The organism is Micromonospora sp. NPDC023956 (assembly GCF_040639195.1).
Taxonomy (GTDB): Bacteria; Actinomycetota; Actinomycetes; order Mycobacteriales; family Micromonosporaceae; genus Micromonospora.
In genome coordinates, this window is record NZ_JBEZZN010000012.1 from 172,547 (window position 1) to 191,222 (window position 18,676).

General features: G+C 74.8%; 11 protein-coding genes. 7 read left to right on the forward strand and 4 right to left on the reverse strand.

Annotation, left to right across the window (positions count from 1 at the left end):
- Positions 1 to 33: 33 nt before the first annotated feature.
- Both AB0F58_RS22640 and AB0F58_RS22645 read left to right on the forward strand, forming a co-directional pair.
- Positions 34 to 1,446: a hypothetical protein gene (locus AB0F58_RS22640; protein ID WP_357146196.1), complete on the forward strand. Its 1,413-nt coding sequence runs from the start codon at positions 34 to 36 to the stop codon at positions 1,444 to 1,446.
- A 14-nt stretch (positions 1,447 to 1,460) separates the two neighbouring features.
- On the forward strand, positions 1,461 to 2,267 hold the full coding sequence (locus tag AB0F58_RS22645) for a hypothetical protein (protein WP_357146199.1): 807 nt from the start codon (positions 1,461 to 1,463) through the stop codon (positions 2,265 to 2,267).
- A gap of 110 nt (positions 2,268 to 2,377) precedes the next feature.
- On the opposite strand, the gene AB0F58_RS22650 is transcribed toward AB0F58_RS22645, so the two are convergent.
- Positions 2,378 to 5,974, reverse strand: coding sequence for a BTAD domain-containing putative transcriptional regulator (locus AB0F58_RS22650; RefSeq protein WP_357146202.1), 3,597 nt, complete (start codon positions 5,972 to 5,974; stop codon positions 2,378 to 2,380).
- 348 nt (positions 5,975 to 6,322) lie between these two features.
- Between AB0F58_RS22650 and AB0F58_RS22655 the strand changes: the two genes are divergently transcribed.
- Positions 6,323 to 6,949 carry a response regulator transcription factor gene (locus AB0F58_RS22655; RefSeq protein ID WP_357146205.1) on the forward strand — a complete coding sequence of 209 codons (627 nt, stop codon included), beginning with the start codon at positions 6,323 to 6,325 and terminating at the stop codon, positions 6,947 to 6,949.
- 253 nt (positions 6,950 to 7,202) lie between these two features.
- Positions 7,203 to 7,715: a hypothetical protein gene (locus AB0F58_RS22660; protein ID WP_357146208.1), complete on the forward strand. Its 513-nt coding sequence runs from the start codon at positions 7,203 to 7,205 to the stop codon at positions 7,713 to 7,715.
- 5 nt (positions 7,716 to 7,720) lie between these two features.
- Here the strand turns inward: AB0F58_RS22660 and AB0F58_RS22665 are convergent, their stop codons facing one another.
- Positions 7,721 to 10,162, reverse strand: coding sequence for a hypothetical protein (locus AB0F58_RS22665; RefSeq protein ID WP_357146211.1), 2,442 nt, complete (start codon positions 10,160 to 10,162; stop codon positions 7,721 to 7,723).
- Positions 10,163 to 10,407: 245 nt separating this feature from the next.
- Between AB0F58_RS22665 and AB0F58_RS22670 the strand changes: the two genes are divergently transcribed.
- Together AB0F58_RS22670 and AB0F58_RS22675 are read left to right on the forward strand one after the other, a co-directional pair.
- Positions 10,408 to 11,328 (forward strand): S-4TM family putative pore-forming effector, encoded by a 921-nt coding sequence (locus AB0F58_RS22670; protein ID WP_357146214.1) that lies wholly within the window; start codon positions 10,408 to 10,410, stop codon positions 11,326 to 11,328.
- 183 nt (positions 11,329 to 11,511) lie between these two features.
- Positions 11,512 to 13,239, forward strand: coding sequence for a hypothetical protein (locus AB0F58_RS22675; protein ID WP_357146218.1), 1,728 nt, complete (start codon positions 11,512 to 11,514; stop codon positions 13,237 to 13,239).
- Here AB0F58_RS22675 and AB0F58_RS22680 read toward each other — a convergent pair.
- Positions 13,221 to 15,323, reverse strand: coding sequence for a hypothetical protein (locus tag AB0F58_RS22680; RefSeq protein ID WP_357146221.1), 2,103 nt, complete (start codon positions 15,321 to 15,323; stop codon positions 13,221 to 13,223). The genes AB0F58_RS22675 and AB0F58_RS22680 overlap by 19 nt on opposite strands.
- Before the next feature lie 226 nt (positions 15,324 to 15,549).
- On the opposite strand from AB0F58_RS22680, the gene AB0F58_RS22685 reads away from it, so the two are divergent.
- Positions 15,550 to 17,046: a S8 family serine peptidase gene (locus tag AB0F58_RS22685; RefSeq protein WP_357146224.1), complete on the forward strand. Its 1,497-nt coding sequence runs from the start codon at positions 15,550 to 15,552 to the stop codon at positions 17,044 to 17,046.
- A gap of 54 nt (positions 17,047 to 17,100) precedes the next feature.
- Here the strand turns inward: AB0F58_RS22685 and AB0F58_RS22690 are convergent, their stop codons facing one another.
- Complete coding sequence (locus tag AB0F58_RS22690; protein WP_357146227.1) at positions 17,101 to 18,672, reverse strand: ricin-type beta-trefoil lectin domain protein; 1,572 nt, start codon at positions 18,670 to 18,672, stop codon at positions 17,101 to 17,103.
- Positions 18,673 to 18,676 lie beyond the last annotated feature (4 nt).

The following is an 18,676-nucleotide window of genomic DNA, read 5'->3' on the forward strand; positions in this document are numbered from 1 at the left end:
GTCCGGCGGTCCACCCGAGACGGAGGTACGTCCGTGGCAGAAGCAGCCATCGTACTCAACACCACCGCCGGCCTGACCGGGTTCATCACCGGCCAGGCACGGGGGCTGACCGAAGGTCTGTTCCAGGTCACCGGCTTCAACGACGCCCGCTTCGAGAAGGAGATGCCGCTGGAGATGCTGGCCTCGCCGAACCCGCTCGGGGACCGGCAGGTCGTCATGGTCCGGGGCAGCCAGTCCGTGGACCACGTGTACTGGCTGCGCTACCTGCGCCGGGGCAAGGTCGGCGTGACCGACCGCAAGCGGGTCTGCGTGGAACTGCTGGTGCGCTTCACCACGTTCGACTACGTGCCCAAGGCCGGCCAGGACCTGCGCACCCGCCACCTGAACGCGCTCGCCGACTACCCGATGTGGGGTATCTCCGGACTGAGCATCTCGCTGATGGCCACCGGCCGGGGCCGGAACCCGTTCAACAAGTTCAACGAGGTGGGCAGCCTCGTCTTCGACACCACGCCGGTCACCACCGGGCTGCCGCACTTCCGGATCAACTACCGGGTCCAGCACCAGGCCAAGACCGTCATGGGGGCCACGCTCGCGCTGAACCACAACGACGTCGGCGCGTTCCTGGTGCACAGCAACGGGTTGCTGGAGATCGCCCCCGGTGAGGGCCGGACCGAGAAGCACTTCCGGATCACCCCGCTGAGCGGACGGGTGCACAACCGTCCGAGCGTGATCGGCGTGGCCCAGGCCCCGGCGGGCCGGGTGTCCCTGCTCACCGCCACCCAGATCGCCCGGAGCGCGGGGCGCGACGCGAACGCGCTCGCCGCCCACGAGCACGACAGTCTGCGGATCGTCGGCTTCGACCAGCTCGACGGCCCGGACACGCTGACCGTCGACAGCGCCGCCGCCAACGGGGTGGTGGCGCGGGCGGGCCAGAACGGTCGTCAGGGCGCGGTGCGGTTGGAGTACATCCGCAACGGCGGCGTGCTGGGCGCCCAGGTCCGCACCAAGATCAGGGTTCTGCTGCTCCTGCGGTACACGCTGGTGCACTACTTCACCGATCCGGACCAGTCCGGCAACCGGCAGGTGGTCCAGCGCAACGGGGTCCGGTACGCCAGCTTCCGGGACGTGTCGCTCACCGTGCTGGACACCGTCGCGGGCGACCCGCTCGTGGTCGGCGAGGACGGCACCAAGTACGACGTCAAGGCGGTCAAGAACCGGTTCCACGAGACGTCGACCCTGCGGTTCGGCGCCCGGATCGAGGAGGTGGACGGCCAGGTCGGGGCCCAGGTGAAGATCACCTGGCGGGCCCAGCACGCCGGGGTGGTGGGCAAGTCGAAGTCCCACGACAACCACGGCGACTTCCGGCTCGGTGTCGACCAGTCCGGCAACCCGGTGCTGCGCCTGCTCGACGAGGACAGCAACAAGTACTTCACCGTGACGGGCTGACAGGGAGAGTCGAGATGAGCAGCTACCCGGAGACCTTCGACACCACCGGACCAGCGAGCCTGGACGACTCGTACGCCTATCTGAACTGGACGGCGGTGAGCGTCGGCCGGATCCTCGCCGAGCAGCCGGAGACGAGCTGGGAACTCCTGCCCGGCCTGCTCGGCGAGCACTGGGGCGACCCGGACTGGTACCAGCGCAACGAGTGGCTGGCCGACTTCTACAACACCGTCTACCAGTACGCCAACTCCGTGCCGCCGGCGCAGTTCTTCGTCCTCGACGAACTGGGCGAGCCGGCGGCGGAGATCGCCCGCGTGATCGATTCGGTGGTGCAGAGCTGGAGCACCGTCGCCTACCACGCTCCGGAGGGCGACGAGCAGCCGTACGACGACCACGGCGACGACCCGGCGTACGACGACCACGGCCAGCACGACCAGGGGCAGTGGACCAGCGACCAGCAGTGGACCGGCCAGGACCCGGCGTACGGCTACGACGACCAGGGGCGGTGGACCGGCGACCAGCAGTGGACCGGGCAGGAGCACCCCGGCCACGACCGCACCGCCGGGGAGTACGCCGACCCGGTGGAGGACGACCGGGCGACGGAGTGCGACCCGGTCGCGGTGACCGGGACGACCCCCGCCGACGACGACCTCGCGGAGCGCGAACCGCTGGGCCACGTGGACCCGGACACCGCGCGGCAGGTCCTCGCCAAGGTCCTCGACGACGAGGCGGACGACCTCTCGTCGGAGGACGAGCAGATCCTCGCCACGGTGCTCACCGTCGAGAGGTTCCGGTATCTGGCCCGTGAGTTCGACCTGGTGTGACCGGAGGCGGCGGATCCGGCCCCGCGCCGGCCGCCGCCACCCGGGGGCGGGCGGACCTCCGCCCGTCCCCGGTCGGGCCCGGCGTCAGCCGACGTCGGGTGATCCCGGCGTCAGCCGAGGTGGGGTGACCTGCCGCCGTTCCACGTCCGGCCGAGCCCGGCGAGCCGGTCGGCCGCACGCCGGTAGGTCGTCGGGTCGACACCGGCGGCCGGACCGATCTCGGCGAGCAACCGCAGGCTGCGCAGCCGGCCGAGGAAGTGGCCGGTCTCCCGGTGCGTCGCCAGCGCCTCCCGGGCCGTCCGCACCGCTTCCACCGGATCCCGGCCGCCCATCGCCTCGGCCCGTGCCACCAGAGCGTGTCCCTCCCAGACCCGGTACCCGGCGGCCCGCGCCACCTCCCACGCCTGCCCGGCCAGGGCCAGCGCCCGGGTCGGATCGGTGTGCCGGTGCACCTCGGCCAGTCCGATCAGCGCCTCCGCCCGTTCGCCGTGCGTCCCGCTGGCACGGGCCAGCGCGAGGGCCCGCTGATGCTCGGTCACCGCCGCGTCGCCGTCGCCCCGTCGCAGGTGCACCGCACCCAGCACGTTACGGGCGGCAGCCTGCTGCGACGGGTCGCCGACCAGCTCCGCCAGGGCCAGCGCGGCGTCGGCCAGCTCGGCGGCCCGGGTCACGTCGTCCCCGTACAGGTGCAGCGCGGCGAGGCGGCGCAGGCTCTCCACCTCGGTCGGGCGGTAGCCGCTCTCCCGGCTCACCTCCAGCGCCTCGCCGAGATGGGCCAGGGCCTCGTCGTGGCGGCCGAGCGCGTGCTCCACGTCGCCGAGGTTGCTCAGGCTGATGCCGGCGTTCATCCGGGTTCCGGTCAGCCGGTTCAGGGTCAACCCCTGTCGGAAGACCTCCTCGGCGTCGCGCAACCGGCCCATGTCCCGGTAGATGACCCCGAGGTTGCCGAGGCTCGTGCTCAACCGCTCGGCCCCGCCGAGCTGTTCGTGGATCTCCACCGCCCGCCGGGTCAGCTCCGCCGCCTGGGCCAGCCGGCCGGCCCGCAGGTGCATCAGTCCGCAGGTCCCGTACGCCGCCGCCAGCCCCTCCGGCCAACCGGCCCGGGTGGCCGCGTCGATCATCGCCGAGGCGTGCGCCAATCCCACCCGGTACTCGCTGCGGCGCAGGTGCAGGCTGGCCAGCCCGAGTCGGCTCGCCGCCTCGCCCGCCGCGTCCCCGCTGACCTGCGCGGCCCGCAGCGCGTGCGTCGCGGCCAGGAAGCCGTCGCTGTGCGGCCGGAACTGGTAGTACCCACGCAACGCGTCGGGGATCCGCCAGGCGGCCGGGTCCGCGCCGTGCTCGGCGGCGTGCGCGACGACCCGGACCAGGTTGGTCCGTTCCGCCTCCAGCCAGGCCATCGCCTCCTCGGCCGAGGCGAAGCCCTCGCCGTCGGGGTGGCTGCCCGCCCGGTGCTCCCCGGCCGTCGTCGGCCCGGCGTCCGCCGGTCGGCCGTCCGCCGGGCCGGGGCCGTCGCGGACGGCCCCGGCGGTGGCCACGTCCTCCGGCGGCAGGCGCACCATCTGCGGGTACGTGGCCGCCGCGGCGGCCTCGGTACGCCGTCGGCACCAGGTGTAGAGCCGCCGGTCGGCGGCCGCCCGCTCCGGCGGTGGATCCTCGGCGACGGCCCGCTCGACGGCGTAGATCCGGAGCAGGTCGTGGAAGGTGTAGCGGCCGGGACGGGGCTGCTGCACCAGGTGCGCGGCGGCGAGGCGGTCCAGCTCCCGGGCGGCGGTGGGCTGGTCCAGCGCGGCGATGGCGGCTGCCGCCAGCACCGTCACGTCCGCCCCCGGAGCCGGACCGAGCAGCCGGAAGAGCCGCCGGGTCGAGGCGGGCAGCGCCGCGTACGACAGGTCGAAGGCCGCCCGGACGGCCGCCTGGTCGTCCCCCTCGACCCGCAGGCCGGCGAGCTGGTTGCCGGCGCTGAGCCGGGCGGTGTGCGTGCTGATCGGCCGGCCCGGATGGTCGATCAGGTCGGCGGCGGCGATCCGCAGCGCCAGCGGCAGCCGGGCGCAGACCTCCGCCAGCTCGGCGATCTCGGTCGGGGCGGCGGCCACCTGCTCGGCCGGGATGATCCGGGAGAGCAGGGCGCTGGCCTCGGCGCCGGTGAGCACGTCGAGGGGGATGCGGCGGGCCCCGTCGACCGCGACCAGGCCGCTGAGCCGGTCCCGGCTGGTGACCAGTGCCATGCAGCCGGGGGTACCGGGCAACAGGGGTCGGACCTGGTCGGCGCTGGCCGCGTTGTCGAGCACCAGCAGCATCCGACGGCCGGCGAGCAGGGTCCGCAGCAGCGCGGCGGCCTGCCCCGGATCCACCGGGATCTGTTCGGCGGACACCCCCAGCGCGTGCAGGAACCCGGCGAGCGCCTCGCCGTCGCGGACCGGGCTGGCCGTCGCGTACCCCCGCAGGTTGACGTAGAGCTGTCCGTCCGGGAAGTGCGGTCGGACCCGGTGCGCCCAGTGCACCGCCAGGGCCGTCTTGCCCACCCCGGCCATCCCGGTGATCGTGGCGACGACGACCGGCCCGCAGGTCGACGCCGCCAGCAGCGCGTCCAGCGCCGCCATCTGGCTGCTCCGGCCGGTGAAGTGGGCGACGTCGGCCGGCAGCTGGGCGGGCGGGCGGTGACCGGGGAGCCCGGGAGGTGCCGGCGTGGTCGGCCGGGACGGGAGCGGCGTGTCCGCCCGCACCCCGGCCACCGGCAGGTCCTGCCGGAGGACGCGTAGCTGGGCCTCGCGCAGCTCCGGTCCGGGCTCGACCCCGAGCTGGTCGGCGAGGCGGTCCCGCAGCTTCCGGTGCAGCGCCAGCGCACGGGCCTGCTGTCCGCAGGCGGCGAGGGCGAGCATCAGCCGGGCGTGCACCTGCTCGTGCAACGGCTCGTGGCCGGCCACCGCGCTGAGTTCCCGGACCGCCCGGTCCGGCAGGCCCAGGTCGACGGCGAGGGTGGCGTAGGTGACCGCGGTGGCGATCCGGCGACGGTTCAGCGCGACGGCGGTCGGGTGCTGGGCCACGCCGGGCCCCAGGTCGACCAGCGCCGGCCCCCGCCAGAGGGCCAGCGCCTCGGCCAGCCGGTCCAGGCTGGCCAGGTCACCGGCGACGCTGCCCTCGGCCCGGCCGATCAGGGCGGTGAACCGGGCCAGGTCGAGCTGCCCGGGGCCGACGCGCAGCTGGTAGCCGCCACCGGTGTGGACGACCGTGGTGCCGCCGGCCGCCCCACCCCCGCCGGGGTGGGCGAGGGCCCGGCGGAGCCGGGCCACGTACGTGTGCACCAGGTTCAGGCAACTCTCCGGTGGGTCGTGTCCCCACAGGACGTCGACGATCTCCTCGCGGGAGACGGTGGCCTCCGGGTGCAGGGCGAGCAGGCCGAGCAGCATCCGCTGCCGCCCCGAGCCGAGCCCGACCGGCTCGTCGTCGAGCCGGATGCTCAGCGGACCGAGCACCCCGATGCCCAGCACCGGTACGCCCCCGGTCGCCCCGCCGGCGCCGGGCGCCTCGGGCAGCCCGATGGCCTCGGCGATCCGCCGCAGCGACCCCGGCCGTGGCGCGCGTACCCGCCCCTGTTCGATGTCCCGTACCGCCCGGACGCTGATCCCCGCCCGGCGGGCCAGCTCCTCCTGGGTCAGCCCGGCACGCAACCGCCGGAGCCTCAGCTCGGCACCGTTGTCCGCCATCATCACGGCTCCTGTCCGCCCCCGCGACCCCACCGGCGCCGGCACGTCGCCCGAACGTGCCGGCCCGGAGTCCATGATCCCTCCCTGCGGCACCGGGCGACAGTGGATCGTCGAGCGGCGGGAAGCGCACGGTGGAGGGTCCGTCCGGGCAGCCGATCCTGCCGGTTTCTGCCGGTGCCCCACCGGCACGTCGTTGCCCCTAGGGGCAATCCGGCAGCTCGAGACGGTCGGATCGGGCAGCACCGTCGATGGGGCGGCGTCCAGTGTGACGTCAGTGCCGGCCGGCGGGGCTTCTCTAGCGTTTGGGGCCGAGCTACCGCAACCGCTCGATCACTTAGGCAGGGAACCCTCATGACCGGACGCACGCAGGCGTACATCCGCACCCCCGACCCGATCTCCACCGCCGGCATCACCGCCGCCCTCCGGGGCCGGATGGAGATCGAGGTGGTCGCCGAGGCCGAGGTCACCGCCGACACCGTCGGGGTGGTCGCCGCCGACACCCTCGACCAGGACGCCCTGGAACTGCTCCGGGCGGTCCGTCGGCTGGGCTGCCGGCGTTTCGTGCTGGTCGCCGCGGTCGAGTCGGACCTGGCCCTGATCCCCGCCGTCGAGCTGGGCGTACGGGCGCTCGCCGCACGGGCCGAGGCGACCAGCCACCGGCTCGCGCAACTCGTCGTCAGCACCGCCTCCGGCGGGGCGGCGATGCCACCGGAGGTGCTCGGTCGGCTGGTCAAGCAGGTGACCCGGTTGCAGCGGACGGTGCTCGCCCCGCGTGGCATCGACGTCAACGGGCTGACCCACCGGGAGAGCCAGGTGCTGCGCCTGGTCGCCGACGGGATGGACACCCGGGAGGTGGCGACCCAGCTCAGCTACTCGGAGCGCACCGTCAAGAACGTCCTGCACGACATCACCACCCGGTTCCAGCTCCGCAACCGCACCCACGCCGTCGCGTACGCGGTCCGGGAGGGACTGATCTGATCCGGAGCGGGGTGGGCATTTCCGGTGCGGCACACACCGGCATGCAATTTCCACGAAACTGCCGTCCGCGCCATTCCCGTGATCGTTCGAATAGTCCTCGGTAAATATTTCGACACTCGTCGGCCTGTCGATCAGGAAGGTCGCCTTCCTATGCTCGTGGACGGGTGCCCGGCACGACCGGCCCCCGGGCCGGCGACGCGACGAGCCGTCCGGCCTCCCGCCCGTCCCCGCGTGTCACATCGTGAGGTGTCGAATGGCTGGTTCCCGTCCGTTCCGTACGCTGATCGTCGGCCTTCTCGGCTGCGTGCTGGCCCTGGTGCCCGCCCCGCCCGCCTCGGCCGGACCGGACCCGGCCGGACCCGGACCGGTCGCGCTCGACCAGGAGATGCGCAGCTACCTGGCGTGGCACCCCGGCGGTACGCCGATCAACGCCGACGAGATCAGCTACGACGGCGGGGCGTTCGTCGTCACCCTGCGCCGACCGGTCGGGACGTACGGCGCGGACTGCCCGTCCGGGTGGTTCTGCTTCTACGACTGGCCCTACTACGGCTACCCCCGAGGCCGCCTCTCGTCCTGTGGCAAGCAGAACCTCGCCAACTGGGGGTGGCAGTACCGCGCGGCCTCGGCGCACTACAACCTGGCCTCCGGTTCGGTCACCTTCCAGTACCACGACAGCTCGCTGTTCAGCGTCAGCGTCAAGGCCCGGGTTGTCGGTGACGCCGGACCGTACCGGGACTGGGCGAACTACGTGTACCGGCGCTGCTGAGCCGGTCAGGAGCAGCCGGCCTGGCTGATGACGTCGGTGCGTCCCGACATGCGCAGCGAGGTGTAGCTGGTCACCCTGTCGCCCCGGATCCTCTCGTGGCTGAGCAGCCGGCCGGTCTGCCGGTCGAAGGTCGCGGTGACCTGCCCGTCCGTGCCGTCCGCCGCGCTCACCGCGACCCCGTGCCGGCCGTTCCAGTCGGTGTAGTCGCCCCGGTACGCCAGCGCGGGGGTCTCGGCGAGCTGCGCCAGCAGGGCGGCGCGTTGACCGGGCGTGAGCAGGTGGTACCTGTGGAAGTGCAGGACCAGGTCGAGGGCGACCACCGCCCCGCTCCGCTCGTGTGGTCGCTGGTCCGCCAGCTCACGTAGCTGGCGGCGCAGGACGTCCGGGTCCTCGGCGGGCAGCGGATGCGTCACCGTGCTGGCACCCGGCGAGTACGTGGACGTGGTCGCCGGCAGTCGGCGTCCGGCGACGACCTCGACGGCGGCCTGCCGGACCGCGCCGTCAGCGGTGATCCAGGACTGTTCGTCACGGTAGCGGTCCTGGCGCAGCGTCCGCTCGTCACGGTCCAACGACCAGGTCCGCAGGCAGAAGTACGCGAACGAGCCCGTTCCCGGCTCGTCCGCCACCCGGGCGGCACGGAGGGCGAGGTCCATCAGTTGCTGCGGCGCGGTCGGGTCGACCGGGTCCCGTCCGGTGCCGGCGGCGTGCCGGTCCGTACCGGGGCGCGGGGAACCGCTCGACGTGCCCACCTGGTGCACCACTCCCACGGTGGCGGCGAGCGCCGCCACCAGCACCGCGCCCCGGGCCAGGCACCGGGTGAGAGGTCGCCGGCGACGACGTTGCGCTCCGGGTCCGTCCACCGTCTCGTCTACCGATCGGCGCTGGTGGGGGATCTCGTGCGCGGTGACCGGCGGCTCGCCGGCCGTGTCGCTACGGACCCGCTCCGTCAGCCGGGAGGCGGACGTCTCGTGACCCGGCCCGCGGGCCGGGGGGTAGATCTGGAGCGGACGGTGGCCCCGGGGCACCGGTGCGTCGACCGCGTGGAACCGGGCCCGGCCAGCCCACTGGACAGGCGGATCCTGCGCCCGGTGCCGCCCCGGGGGTGGACGTTCGGCGAGACCGACCCCGCCCTGGCCGGCGGCGGGGACCGGCGTGGTGCCCGCCCAGCCGGGCCGCCCGCCCCCCTCGCCCCGGGGGCCGACGCGAGGTGGTTCCGGCGGGCCGCTGCCGCCCGCCGACCGGCCGGTGTCGGTCGGCAGCTCCTGCTCGACCACTGCCGAGGCGCGGGCTGCCAGGACGAGGCACCACCGGCGGCGGTGCGGGCCGAGATCCGTGTAGGTGGCGCAGACGAGGGCCTGACTGACCAGTGAGAGGCGGGCCTGCGTCCGCCACTCGCTGACCCAGTCCGGGGAGCTGTAGCGCCGGCCCTCCTCGTGGACGATGCGGACCAGGTCGACCGCCGGTCCCCGCAGGTTCGGCGGGCAGGGCCGGTCCGGGTGGATCAGGTACTCCGCCAGGGCGTCCGACTCGGGGGACCCGAAGTCGGAGACCAACCGGAGCACGGTGGTCAGCAGTAGGCAGACCGGATCCCGGCTCAGCGGGGCCGCCTCCTCGAAGCCGTCCAGGTCGATCAGTCGGAACGCTCCGGGCAGGGGTCTGCCGAAGCTGTCCCCCGGGCCCACCACGTTGCCGCCGTGCAGGTCGCCGTGGGTCAGGCCGTAGCAGTACCAGACCGGCACGTCACCGTAGGGCGCAGCGAGCAACCGGAGCGGGTTGGGCTCCCGTCGCAAGTGGTTGATGACCCAGGGCTCGTCGCGGGTCACGGGGAACCCGAACCGGCGCACCACGTCGTGGAGCTCTGTCTCTGCGTCGGCGGCTGCCAACTCCTGCCGGAGGTAGGCGTCCACGGTTGTCCGCTCGACCGGTAGTCCGAGTTGCCCGTCGGTCGAGGTCGCGCCGTTCCAGCGGTGCAGCAGGGCCGCGACCACCGTCCGGAACGTGTCGAGCAGGTCCTGCCCGGCCAGATCGTCCAGGCTCCACAGCCGGTCCCCACCGTTCGCCACCTCGAAGAACAGGACCCATCGACCGTTGGAGAGCCGGACCGGGTCGAGGGGCTGACCGACCAGATGCTCCCGCGCGAACTCCCGGTCGAGATGGAGGGCCCGACGGTGCCGCCCCGGCTCCTGGGACCTCCCGTCCGGCGGCAGCACCTTGAGCGGCAGCACCTTGAGCAGCAGCTTCCTGGTCCGCGGCGGGTGCAGGTTGTGGTCGGTGTACGTACCGTGGTGAACCTCGGCACCCGTGTAACTCCGCCGGGGCGGCGGACCGTCCAGCAGGTCGAGGATGGCGTTGCGGGCTGCCGCCAGTTCCCGCAGCTCCGACCGGAGCAACTCGGGCGGCATCCGCTGGTGGAGGGGGTCGACCACGTCGTCGCCCAAGCCGGTCATTCGGGCCTGCCCACAGGGGATGGAGAGCAGGACGACCCGGGCGGGTCGTCCGAGGGGCGCTCGGGGGAATCCCGCGCGCAAGGAACGCTACTCGATCCCTCGGACAATCGGTAGATGACCTACCCGTAGCGTTGCTATCTATGTGGAAGTAACAAAACCGGTCACCGAAAAAGCGCTCTCGGCGCGCTCTCTGTTACATATAGCGCGCTGGATATAGGCTCGGGTTCCCGGCCCGGGAGAGTGACGTGACCGAACGCGCCGATTCCCTGCTCAGCCGCCAGAACCGGCCCGAGATGATGGCCCTCCTGCGGGCCATGTCGGTCTGCCACTCCCGCGCCCAGCGCCTCGACAACCTGCGGATGGCCGTGTCGGTGGTGCTCGGTGCCGCCGGGGCGGTCGTCGCCGTCACGGCGGCACCCGGCACCACCGTGACGGTGGTCGGCGCGCTCTGGGCCGTCGCCAACGCCCTCGGCCTCGGCGCCTGGTCGCGGGGGCAGCTCCGGCAGGCGGCGGTCCTTCAGGAGATGTTCGACGTGGACCTGTTCGGGCTGCCGTGGAACACTGTGGCCGCCGGTGACCGGATCGACGCCCACGAGGTCAGCCGGCTGGAGCGCGCGTACCGGGGGGACGAGCAGTACCTGCGGGACTACTACGAGATCCCGCCGCTTCCGGTGCCGTACGACGTGCTCGCCTGCCAGCAGCAGAACCTCGGCTGGGGCTCCCGGATCCGCCTGCGGTACGCGCACACCGTCCTCGGTGGCGTGGCGCTCTGGTCGCTGCTGGGCGTGGTGTTCGGGGTGACCGCCGGGCTGACCGTGGCCCAGCTGCTGCTCCAGTGGTTCGTGCCGTCCCTCGGCGCCCTGCTCCTCGGCCTGGAGATCTACCGGAGCCAGCGGGACGTCGCGGTGGAACGCGCCCGGGCGCTCGCCATCCTCCGGGCTCGCCTCGCGCCGGGCGGGTCACCCGCCCCCGCCGCACCCCGCGACCTGCTCACCCTGGCCCGGCAGACCCAGGATCTGATCTTCCACAGCCGGCGCGGCCAGGCCCGGGTGCCCGACTGGTTCTTCCGCCGGTTCCACGCTGCGGACCGGGTCGACTTCCAGGCGGCGATGACCCGCTTCGTCGACGTCCTCGGCACCCGGCCCCGCCCGAGCGGCGTCGACTGAACTTGACCGTCCTGCGTCCGCCCGCCCGGACCACGGCCTGCCCGTACCGCTGTCCGCCCGCTACGCCGCCCGTACCGTCGCACCGGGTGGCGATCCCCGTTGAACCGTCCGCACCCCGCCGCGTAGAAGGGGCCGAACGCGGGAGGATGTCGATGGACGAGGACGTGGAAGGCGATGGTGTTGATGCGGCGAGCCCTGGCATCGGTGCTCCTGGTGATCGGGCTCGTGCTGCTCGTACCGCCGACCGTGGCACCGGCGGCACCCGCCGAGACCGGCCGGTACTACGTCGTGGGGCCGCCGGTCGACGGGCAGCGGGAGTACCTCTACGCCATCGCCCTGCGCACCCTCGGCAACGGCAACCGGTTCCGGGAGATCGTCGAGCTGAACACCGGTCGGGTCCAGCCTGACGGCCAGACCTTCACCGACGGCATGGTCCTCGGTCCGGGCTGGATCCTCGTGCTGCCCCGGGACGCCCGGGGAAAGGGGGTGCGCACCGGGCCGCTGCCGGACCTGGCCCCCCGTCCCGCCCGACCGTCGCCGAGCCGGTCGGCCGCCCGACCGGCACCGTCCTCCCCGTCCGCGCCGGCCACCCGCTCGGCGGCCCCGGCCCGGACGGCCCCGGCGGGCACCCCGACCGTGACGGCACCCGGACTGGCCGCCCGGCACGGTCAGGACGTCGGGCGGGACGACCCGCTCACCCCACTCCTGGTGCGCGGTGGAGCGGGTCTGCTCGCGGTGGTCTTCGCCGTGCTGGCGCTGATGCTGCTGCGACGCGGTGGCCTCCGGCGTCCGGCCGTGGCCCTCGACGACCGTGGCCCGTGGCCGCCGGAGCGGCACCACACCCCGACCCCCGCCGAACTGTCCACCCCACCCGCCCCTGACGCCCCGGTGCCCGCCGTCGACCTGTCCGCCCGAGCCGCCGCTCCCGCGACCTCCGCGCCACCGGTGCCGACCACGCCCGCGCCGATCCCCGTTGGGGCGGGGCCCGCCGCCGGCCCCGCCGCGCCGTCGCCCGTGCCGGCACCGGCCGCGTCCGTTCCACCGCAGCCCCGGCCCGCGCCGCCGCTCCCGCCGGCCGGGAACACCACCGGCGTACCGGCCGCGACCACCGCGCCCGGTGCGACGGTGCCGGTCACGCTGGTCACCCCTGCCGAGGTCGGCACCGGTACCTCGACAGCGGAAACGCCGGTTCCGGCAACTCCGGGCTCTCCGGCCCCGTCCCCGGCGGTTCCGGTGGCCCCCGCCCCGACCCCGGCGGTTCCGGTGGCCCCCGCCCCGTCCCCGGCTCCGGCGGCCCCTGCCCCCGCCCCGGCCCCGGCCCTCGCCCCGGCGGGCGAGCAGCGGGACGTGCCCCGGCCGGCGGTGCCGGTGGCCGGCGAGGTCCCGTACCTCGCGGCCGACCTGGAGAGCGGGGCGGGACCGGTCCGGGTCCGGCTGGTCGGGGTGGCCGCCGGGCAGGGCGACCCGGCGTACGCCTGGCTCGGCGGGGCGGAACCCGCGCCCCGGGCGACCGTGCCGCTGGACCTGGGCCGGACCGGGCCGTGGCGGCTGCGCGTCGACCTGGGGCGTACTCCCGACGTGCTGACCCTCGTCGGGTCGGCCGACGCCTGTCGGCGGATGGCCGTCCACTACGCGCGTGGGCTGCTCCGGGCCGGTGTCGGGGTGGCGGTGGTCGGCGACGCCCTCGGGCCCGACGTCCCCGAGGGGTGCCGCACCCTCGCGGCGCTGCCCGATCCGCCGGCTGCGGGGGAGGAGCTTCCGGAGCCGTACGTGGTGCTGGTCGCCGGCCTGCCGGCGGGCGCGGTGGGGCGGGCCCGTGGGCTCGCCGCCGCGACCCGGGGGCGCTGCGTGCCGGTGGTGATCGGTCCGGTGCCCGGCGGCCGGTGGTCGGTTCAGGTGGTGGCGGACTGAAGGGCGGCGACGGCGACCGGTAGCGGGCCGGCCGGCACGTCCGCGACCCGTTGCCAGCCTGCCTCACCCGGACGGTACGCGCGGTGCACCCGCACCCGGTCGTACGAGCGGCTGCCGAGGATCAGCTCGACCCCGGCGTCGCGCAGCCGGGCGGCCGGGGTGCGGACGAACGCCAGTCCGCCCAGCGCCCCGGCGGTGCCCGGCACGTCGATGGTGCGGCCCCGGGGCACCCGGAGTTCCACCATCAGCCGGCCGGGCCGCGCCGGCGGCGGTTCCCGGTGCAGCCGGAGCCAGCCCCGGGGCAGGCGGTGGGGTTTCGCCGGCAGCAGCGCGTACGCCCGGCCGGCGCCGATCCCGGGCCACCGGCGGACGTCGTTGGGCAGCCCGGCCAGCGTCCCGGTGCCCGGTGCGCACCGGATGCGCAGCGGTCCGCCCTCGATCCCGGCGGGGCGGAGCCGGCCGAAGCCCTCGGTGTGGAACCCCTCCAGCGTCCGCACCCGGTCCAGCCGGGCCGCCGGCAGCAGGTACGAGTCGGCCATCCCCATCAGGTGCTGGAACCGCGCGGGTACGTGCGAGCGGAGCACCGCCACCGGGACCGCGCCACCCGGCTGCACCCGGACCCGGAGCAGCCGGCTGCCCCGGGCCGCCGAGCGGGGGTCGAGGAAGGCGACCAGGAACAGTTCGGCGCTGGACACGCCGTCGCGGACCGCGCGGGCCAGCTCGCCCGGGGAGACGACGAACGCCTCGAACTCCTCGGCGTTGACCTGCTGTCCCCGGGGCAGCCACGGCGGGCCGTACTCCGGGGCGCGGCGACCCTCGGTGACCAGGACGGGCCGGGGCAGGGCCGGGACCAGCTCCGCCGCCGGTCCGGCGGCGGGCGCGGCGGTTCCGGCCACCGCGTCCCCCGCCGCACCGGCCACCGCGCCTCCCGCCGCACCGGTCGGCGCGCCCCCCGCCGCACTGATCGGCGCGCCTCCGTCGGGAGGATCGCCGCCCGGGTCGGGCGCGGCGGGCAGCGCGGGCTCCGACGTGCCGGGCCCGGTGACGGCGACCTGCGCGGCGGACCGCCGCGACACCAGCCGTCCGTCCCCGGTGGCGGCGAAACCGGGCGGATCGGCGGCGTACCGGGGCGGGTGGGCCCGCCAGGGCGCCGGTGCCCCCGCGAGGTCGAGGGCCCGCAGGTCCCGTTCGTGGTCGACCAGTTCGGCGCTGCCGCCGGGCGGCGGCGTCCAGACCGTCGCCCCGGTCGTCTCGGCCAGCTCGGCGACCTGCTCGGCCAACCGGGAGCGCTCGTCGTCGTCGGACGGCCAGGTCAGCCAGAGGCGGAGGTCGCTGCCGTAGAGAGGCAGGTCGCCGAGGAGGGCGGCGAGCTGGCCGCCGGTGTGCACCTCCTGGGTGCCGCCGTACGTGCCGACGAGGAAGCCGCCGGACCGGGCGGTGACCGCCACCGTGACCAGGCCGTCGGAGGTTCCGCCGAGCCGGTGCGCGATGGCCCGCCGGGTGACGAAGTCGGCGCGGGTGGCGAGGGCGAGGCCGTCCGGCAGGGGCAGGCCGACCACCCCCGTACGGGGCCGGACCAGGCCCCGGTCCACCGCGAACCAGCCGGGCAGGTCGGTGGCGAGGTCCGGCGGCTGGAGGACGATCCAGTCCAGCGGGCACCGGGTGACCCGGTCCAGGGCCACCGCGTGCAGCGGGCCGGGCTCGGCCTCGTCGCTCCGCTGCTGCTCGGCGGGGCCCCGGGCGGTGACGTGCCGGATGTCCGTACCGGCCGGGCCGATCAGGACGTCGTGCCCGAGCAGCCCGGCGACCTCGCGGAACAGCCCGCTGTGCCGGGCCCCGTCGTCGGTGAGGATCCGGACGTCGTCGGCGGCCCCACCGGAGCGGCGGACCAGATCGGCGACGCCCCGGGCGTCGAGCCGCCGGGCGGGCGCGCTGGGCACCACCAGACCGCCGTCGGGATCGGTCTCCAGCCAGAGGTCGAAGAGCCCGCTGATCCGCCGGTGTCGGTGCGGGTCGAAGCGGCGGGTCGCCGGTAACCGGTCGATGCCCGCGTCGCCCACCGTCCGCGTGAGTTCCACCACCACCGTCCCCGCCTCCGTGTCCACCCGGCCCGCCGACGTCCACAGTGGTCGACGTCGGAAACACGCGAGGGCCCTCCGGTTCATCGATGACCGGTACCCTCGGCCTGCTCCCCCTGACGAGGATCAAGGAAATCTGGTTCAGATCGATTTGAACGAACCTGGCTGGGATCCGCAATAGACGGAGACGGCCGCTGACCCATGGCGGCGGTGACTGAAGGAGGACATCCCAGTGCTGGCGAAGCACCCCACTTTTGCCCGCCTGCTCGCGGTGGCGATGGCCTGCTGCCTGCTGCTGGCCGTACCGCCCCCGTCGACAGCCGCGGCCGATCCCGACGACCAGGCGTACGTCAAGTACTACGTGGTCGCCGCCGCGTACCAGGGCGAGCCGGAGAACCTCTCCGAGATCGCGCTGCGGTTCCTCGGCAGCGCCGAGCGATCGGCGGAGATCTACCAGCTCAACACCGGACGGGTCCAGCCGGACGGGGCCAGCCTGTCCGATCCGACCCGGCTGAACGCCGGCTGGCACCTGGTGCTGCCCTGGGACGCGGCCGGTGACGGGGTGAAGTACGGCCAGTTACCGGCCGCTCCGGGAGTCAAGCCGAGCCCGTCGCGCACCGTCCGTCCGACGAAGCCCGCCCCGGGGGCCAGCCCGACCAGTCCGTCGCCCAGCCCGCGACCCTCCGGCACCGGCCGACCGGCCGGCGGTGGTGGTCCGGAGCGGTGCACCGTCACCAGGGCGTCGAGCAGCAAGTCCAACTGGGCCCAGTTGCGGATGGCCGCCGACGGCGCGTGGAACCTGACCCGGGGCAACGGGGTGATGGTGGCCGTGGTCGACTCCGGGGTCGACGCCACCGTCGGGCAGCTCAGCGGACGGGTGGCGGTCGGCGCGGACGTGACCGTCGGCAACGGCCGGGGCGACGTCGACTGCCTCGGGTCGGGCACCGCGATGGCGGGGATCGTCGCCGCCGACGCGGGCACGAAGGAATCCCCGGTGGGCATCGCCCCGGACGCCACCATCCTGCCCGTCCGGATGGTGCGCAACTCGGGGAACGGCCGGGCCGCCGACGCGGCCAACGCCGTCGAGGTGGCGGTCAGCGCGGGTGCCTCGGTGGTCGCCCTCGGGTCGTACGTGGACCTGACCGACCCGGCGGTGGCGGCCTCGATCACCACCGCGCTCAACCACGACGTGCTGGTGGTGGCGGGTGCGCCGACCAAGCCGCTGGACCGGCCGGAGAAGGGGGAGGACTCCGGCACCGGCGCCCTGATCCTCACCGGGGCCGTCGGGGTGGACGACAAGCTCGCCGAGGAGTACCAGGAGGGGAGCGTCGACCTGGTCGCGCCCGGCGTCGACGTGGCCAGCATCGGCGTCGGCGGCAGCGGCGTGGTGAGCAACACGGGAACCCAGTTCGCGGTGGCCTTCGTGGCCGGGCAGGCGGCCCTGGTCCGGGCGGCCTACCCGGACCTGACCGCCGAGCAGGTCAGGCAGCGTATCCAGGAGACCGCCGACAAGCTGGGCGGCGAGGCGCCGGACGCCCGCTTCGGCCACGGGATGATCAATCCGGGCGCCTCGGTGGCGAAGCGGCTCGACGGCGAGAACCCGCTCTCCGCACCCGAGCGGGGCGGCAACGGCGGGGTGGCCCTCGCCGTCGTCCTCGTCGTCGCGCTCGTCGCCGGTGGCGGCTTCGTCTACCTGCTGCGGGTCCGCCGGCGCGGCTACGCCAACTGACCTCCGGATCGGCGGGGCCGGTGGACCTCCACCGGCCCCGCCGTCAGGTCCGGGTCAGCGCAGCGACCAGGTCTGCTTGGGGTTGAAGACGCAGTACCAGATGTTCAGCGGCGCGCCCGTGCCGTGGCCGTCCACGTCCAGGCAGGTGTTGGAGTGCGTGCTGACGATGCCGCCCTCCGGGGACCGCCGCCACTGCTGGGCCGGGTTGCCGCTGCACCGGGCCACCTGGACCGGCGTGCCGTCCTGCTTGTCGCCCCAGGCCACGTCCATGCAGAGGCCGTTGGCGCGGATCGTGCCGTCGGCGCGGAAGTCCCACCACTGGGCCTTCTCCTCCCGGCACGGCCGCAGGGTGAGCACGGTGCCGTCGGTGCCCGCGCCGGCGCTCACGCAGAGGCCGGTCTCCTTGCCGACGAGCTGCTTCATCGTGCTGGGCCGCTGCGGTCCGGGGTCGACCGGCGCCGGCCGCTTGGTCGGCGGGGCCTTGCTGCTGGCGCTCGGGGTCGGCGTCGGCGCGTCGTCGGTCGGCTTCGGGGCGGGCGCGCTGGGGGTGGGGGTCGGCGGCGCCGCCGGCCGGAGCCGTCCGTCGAGGGTGTAGAAGTCGGTGAACTCCCGCACCGTCCGGACGAACGCCTCGGTGGCGCTGTCCAGCTCGCCGCCGGTCTGCCGGACGGCGGTCGGCCCGTTGCGGTACGCGGCGAGGGCCAGCAGGTAGGGATCGCCCGCCAGCCCACCCAGGTCCTTGACCATGGCGCACATCGCGCTGCCGACCGCCGGGACGGCCACCTCCGGCTCCCAGGCGGACACGCCGTCGGGGCCGTACGCCTGCCAGACCTCGGGCAGGAACTGGGCGACACCGCGCTGCCCGGACGGGCCGAGGCGGTTCGGGTCGAACCCGGAGAGCGCCATCAACTGGGCGGCGACCGCCGGTGGGGACACCTGCGGGCAGACCGAGCCGGCCCGCACGACGAGCGGCACGTACTCGGCCGGCACGGCCTTCGGCTGTTCCTTGCCGCCGGTCGGCCGTACGTCGCCGGAGCCGCCGAAGACGGTCAGCTTGCCGTAGTACGCGGCGTAGGCGCTGACCTCGTCGACGTACTCGACGGCCGGGGGCGGCACCTGACCGGCCCGTACCACGTCGTCCAGTCCGGTGTGGAAGGCCGCGACGGAGAGCCGCCAGGCGTCCCCGTCGACCTTCTTCAGCCGGAGCTGTCCGCTGAGGTCGCAGAGCTGGTGGGCCAGGGCGATGGTGTTCGCGGTGGCGTCCGACCGGGCCGCGTCGGGCCACGGCGCCCACTTCTTCCAGTCCTGGTCGTCGAGTCCGGCGATGCCCCGCCCGCCGGAGGCGGTGTCCCGGGCCCGGCTGTCCAGCCCGGACTCGGCCATGAGCTGCCCGGCGAGACGGGCGGGGGAGAGGACCGGGCAGGACCGGGCGGCGGCCACGACGGTGGCCGCAAGCTCGTCGGAGACCGGGCGGCCGACCAGGTCGTCGTCCTCGGCCGAGGCGACACCCCAACCGACGGCGGCGACCACCGCGCTCAGGACGGCCAGGCCGGCGACGAGACCGGCGGCGAGACGGCGGGGAATCCGCCCGAGTGGAGACCGGGCGGACGGAGAGACGGATGTCACGGGC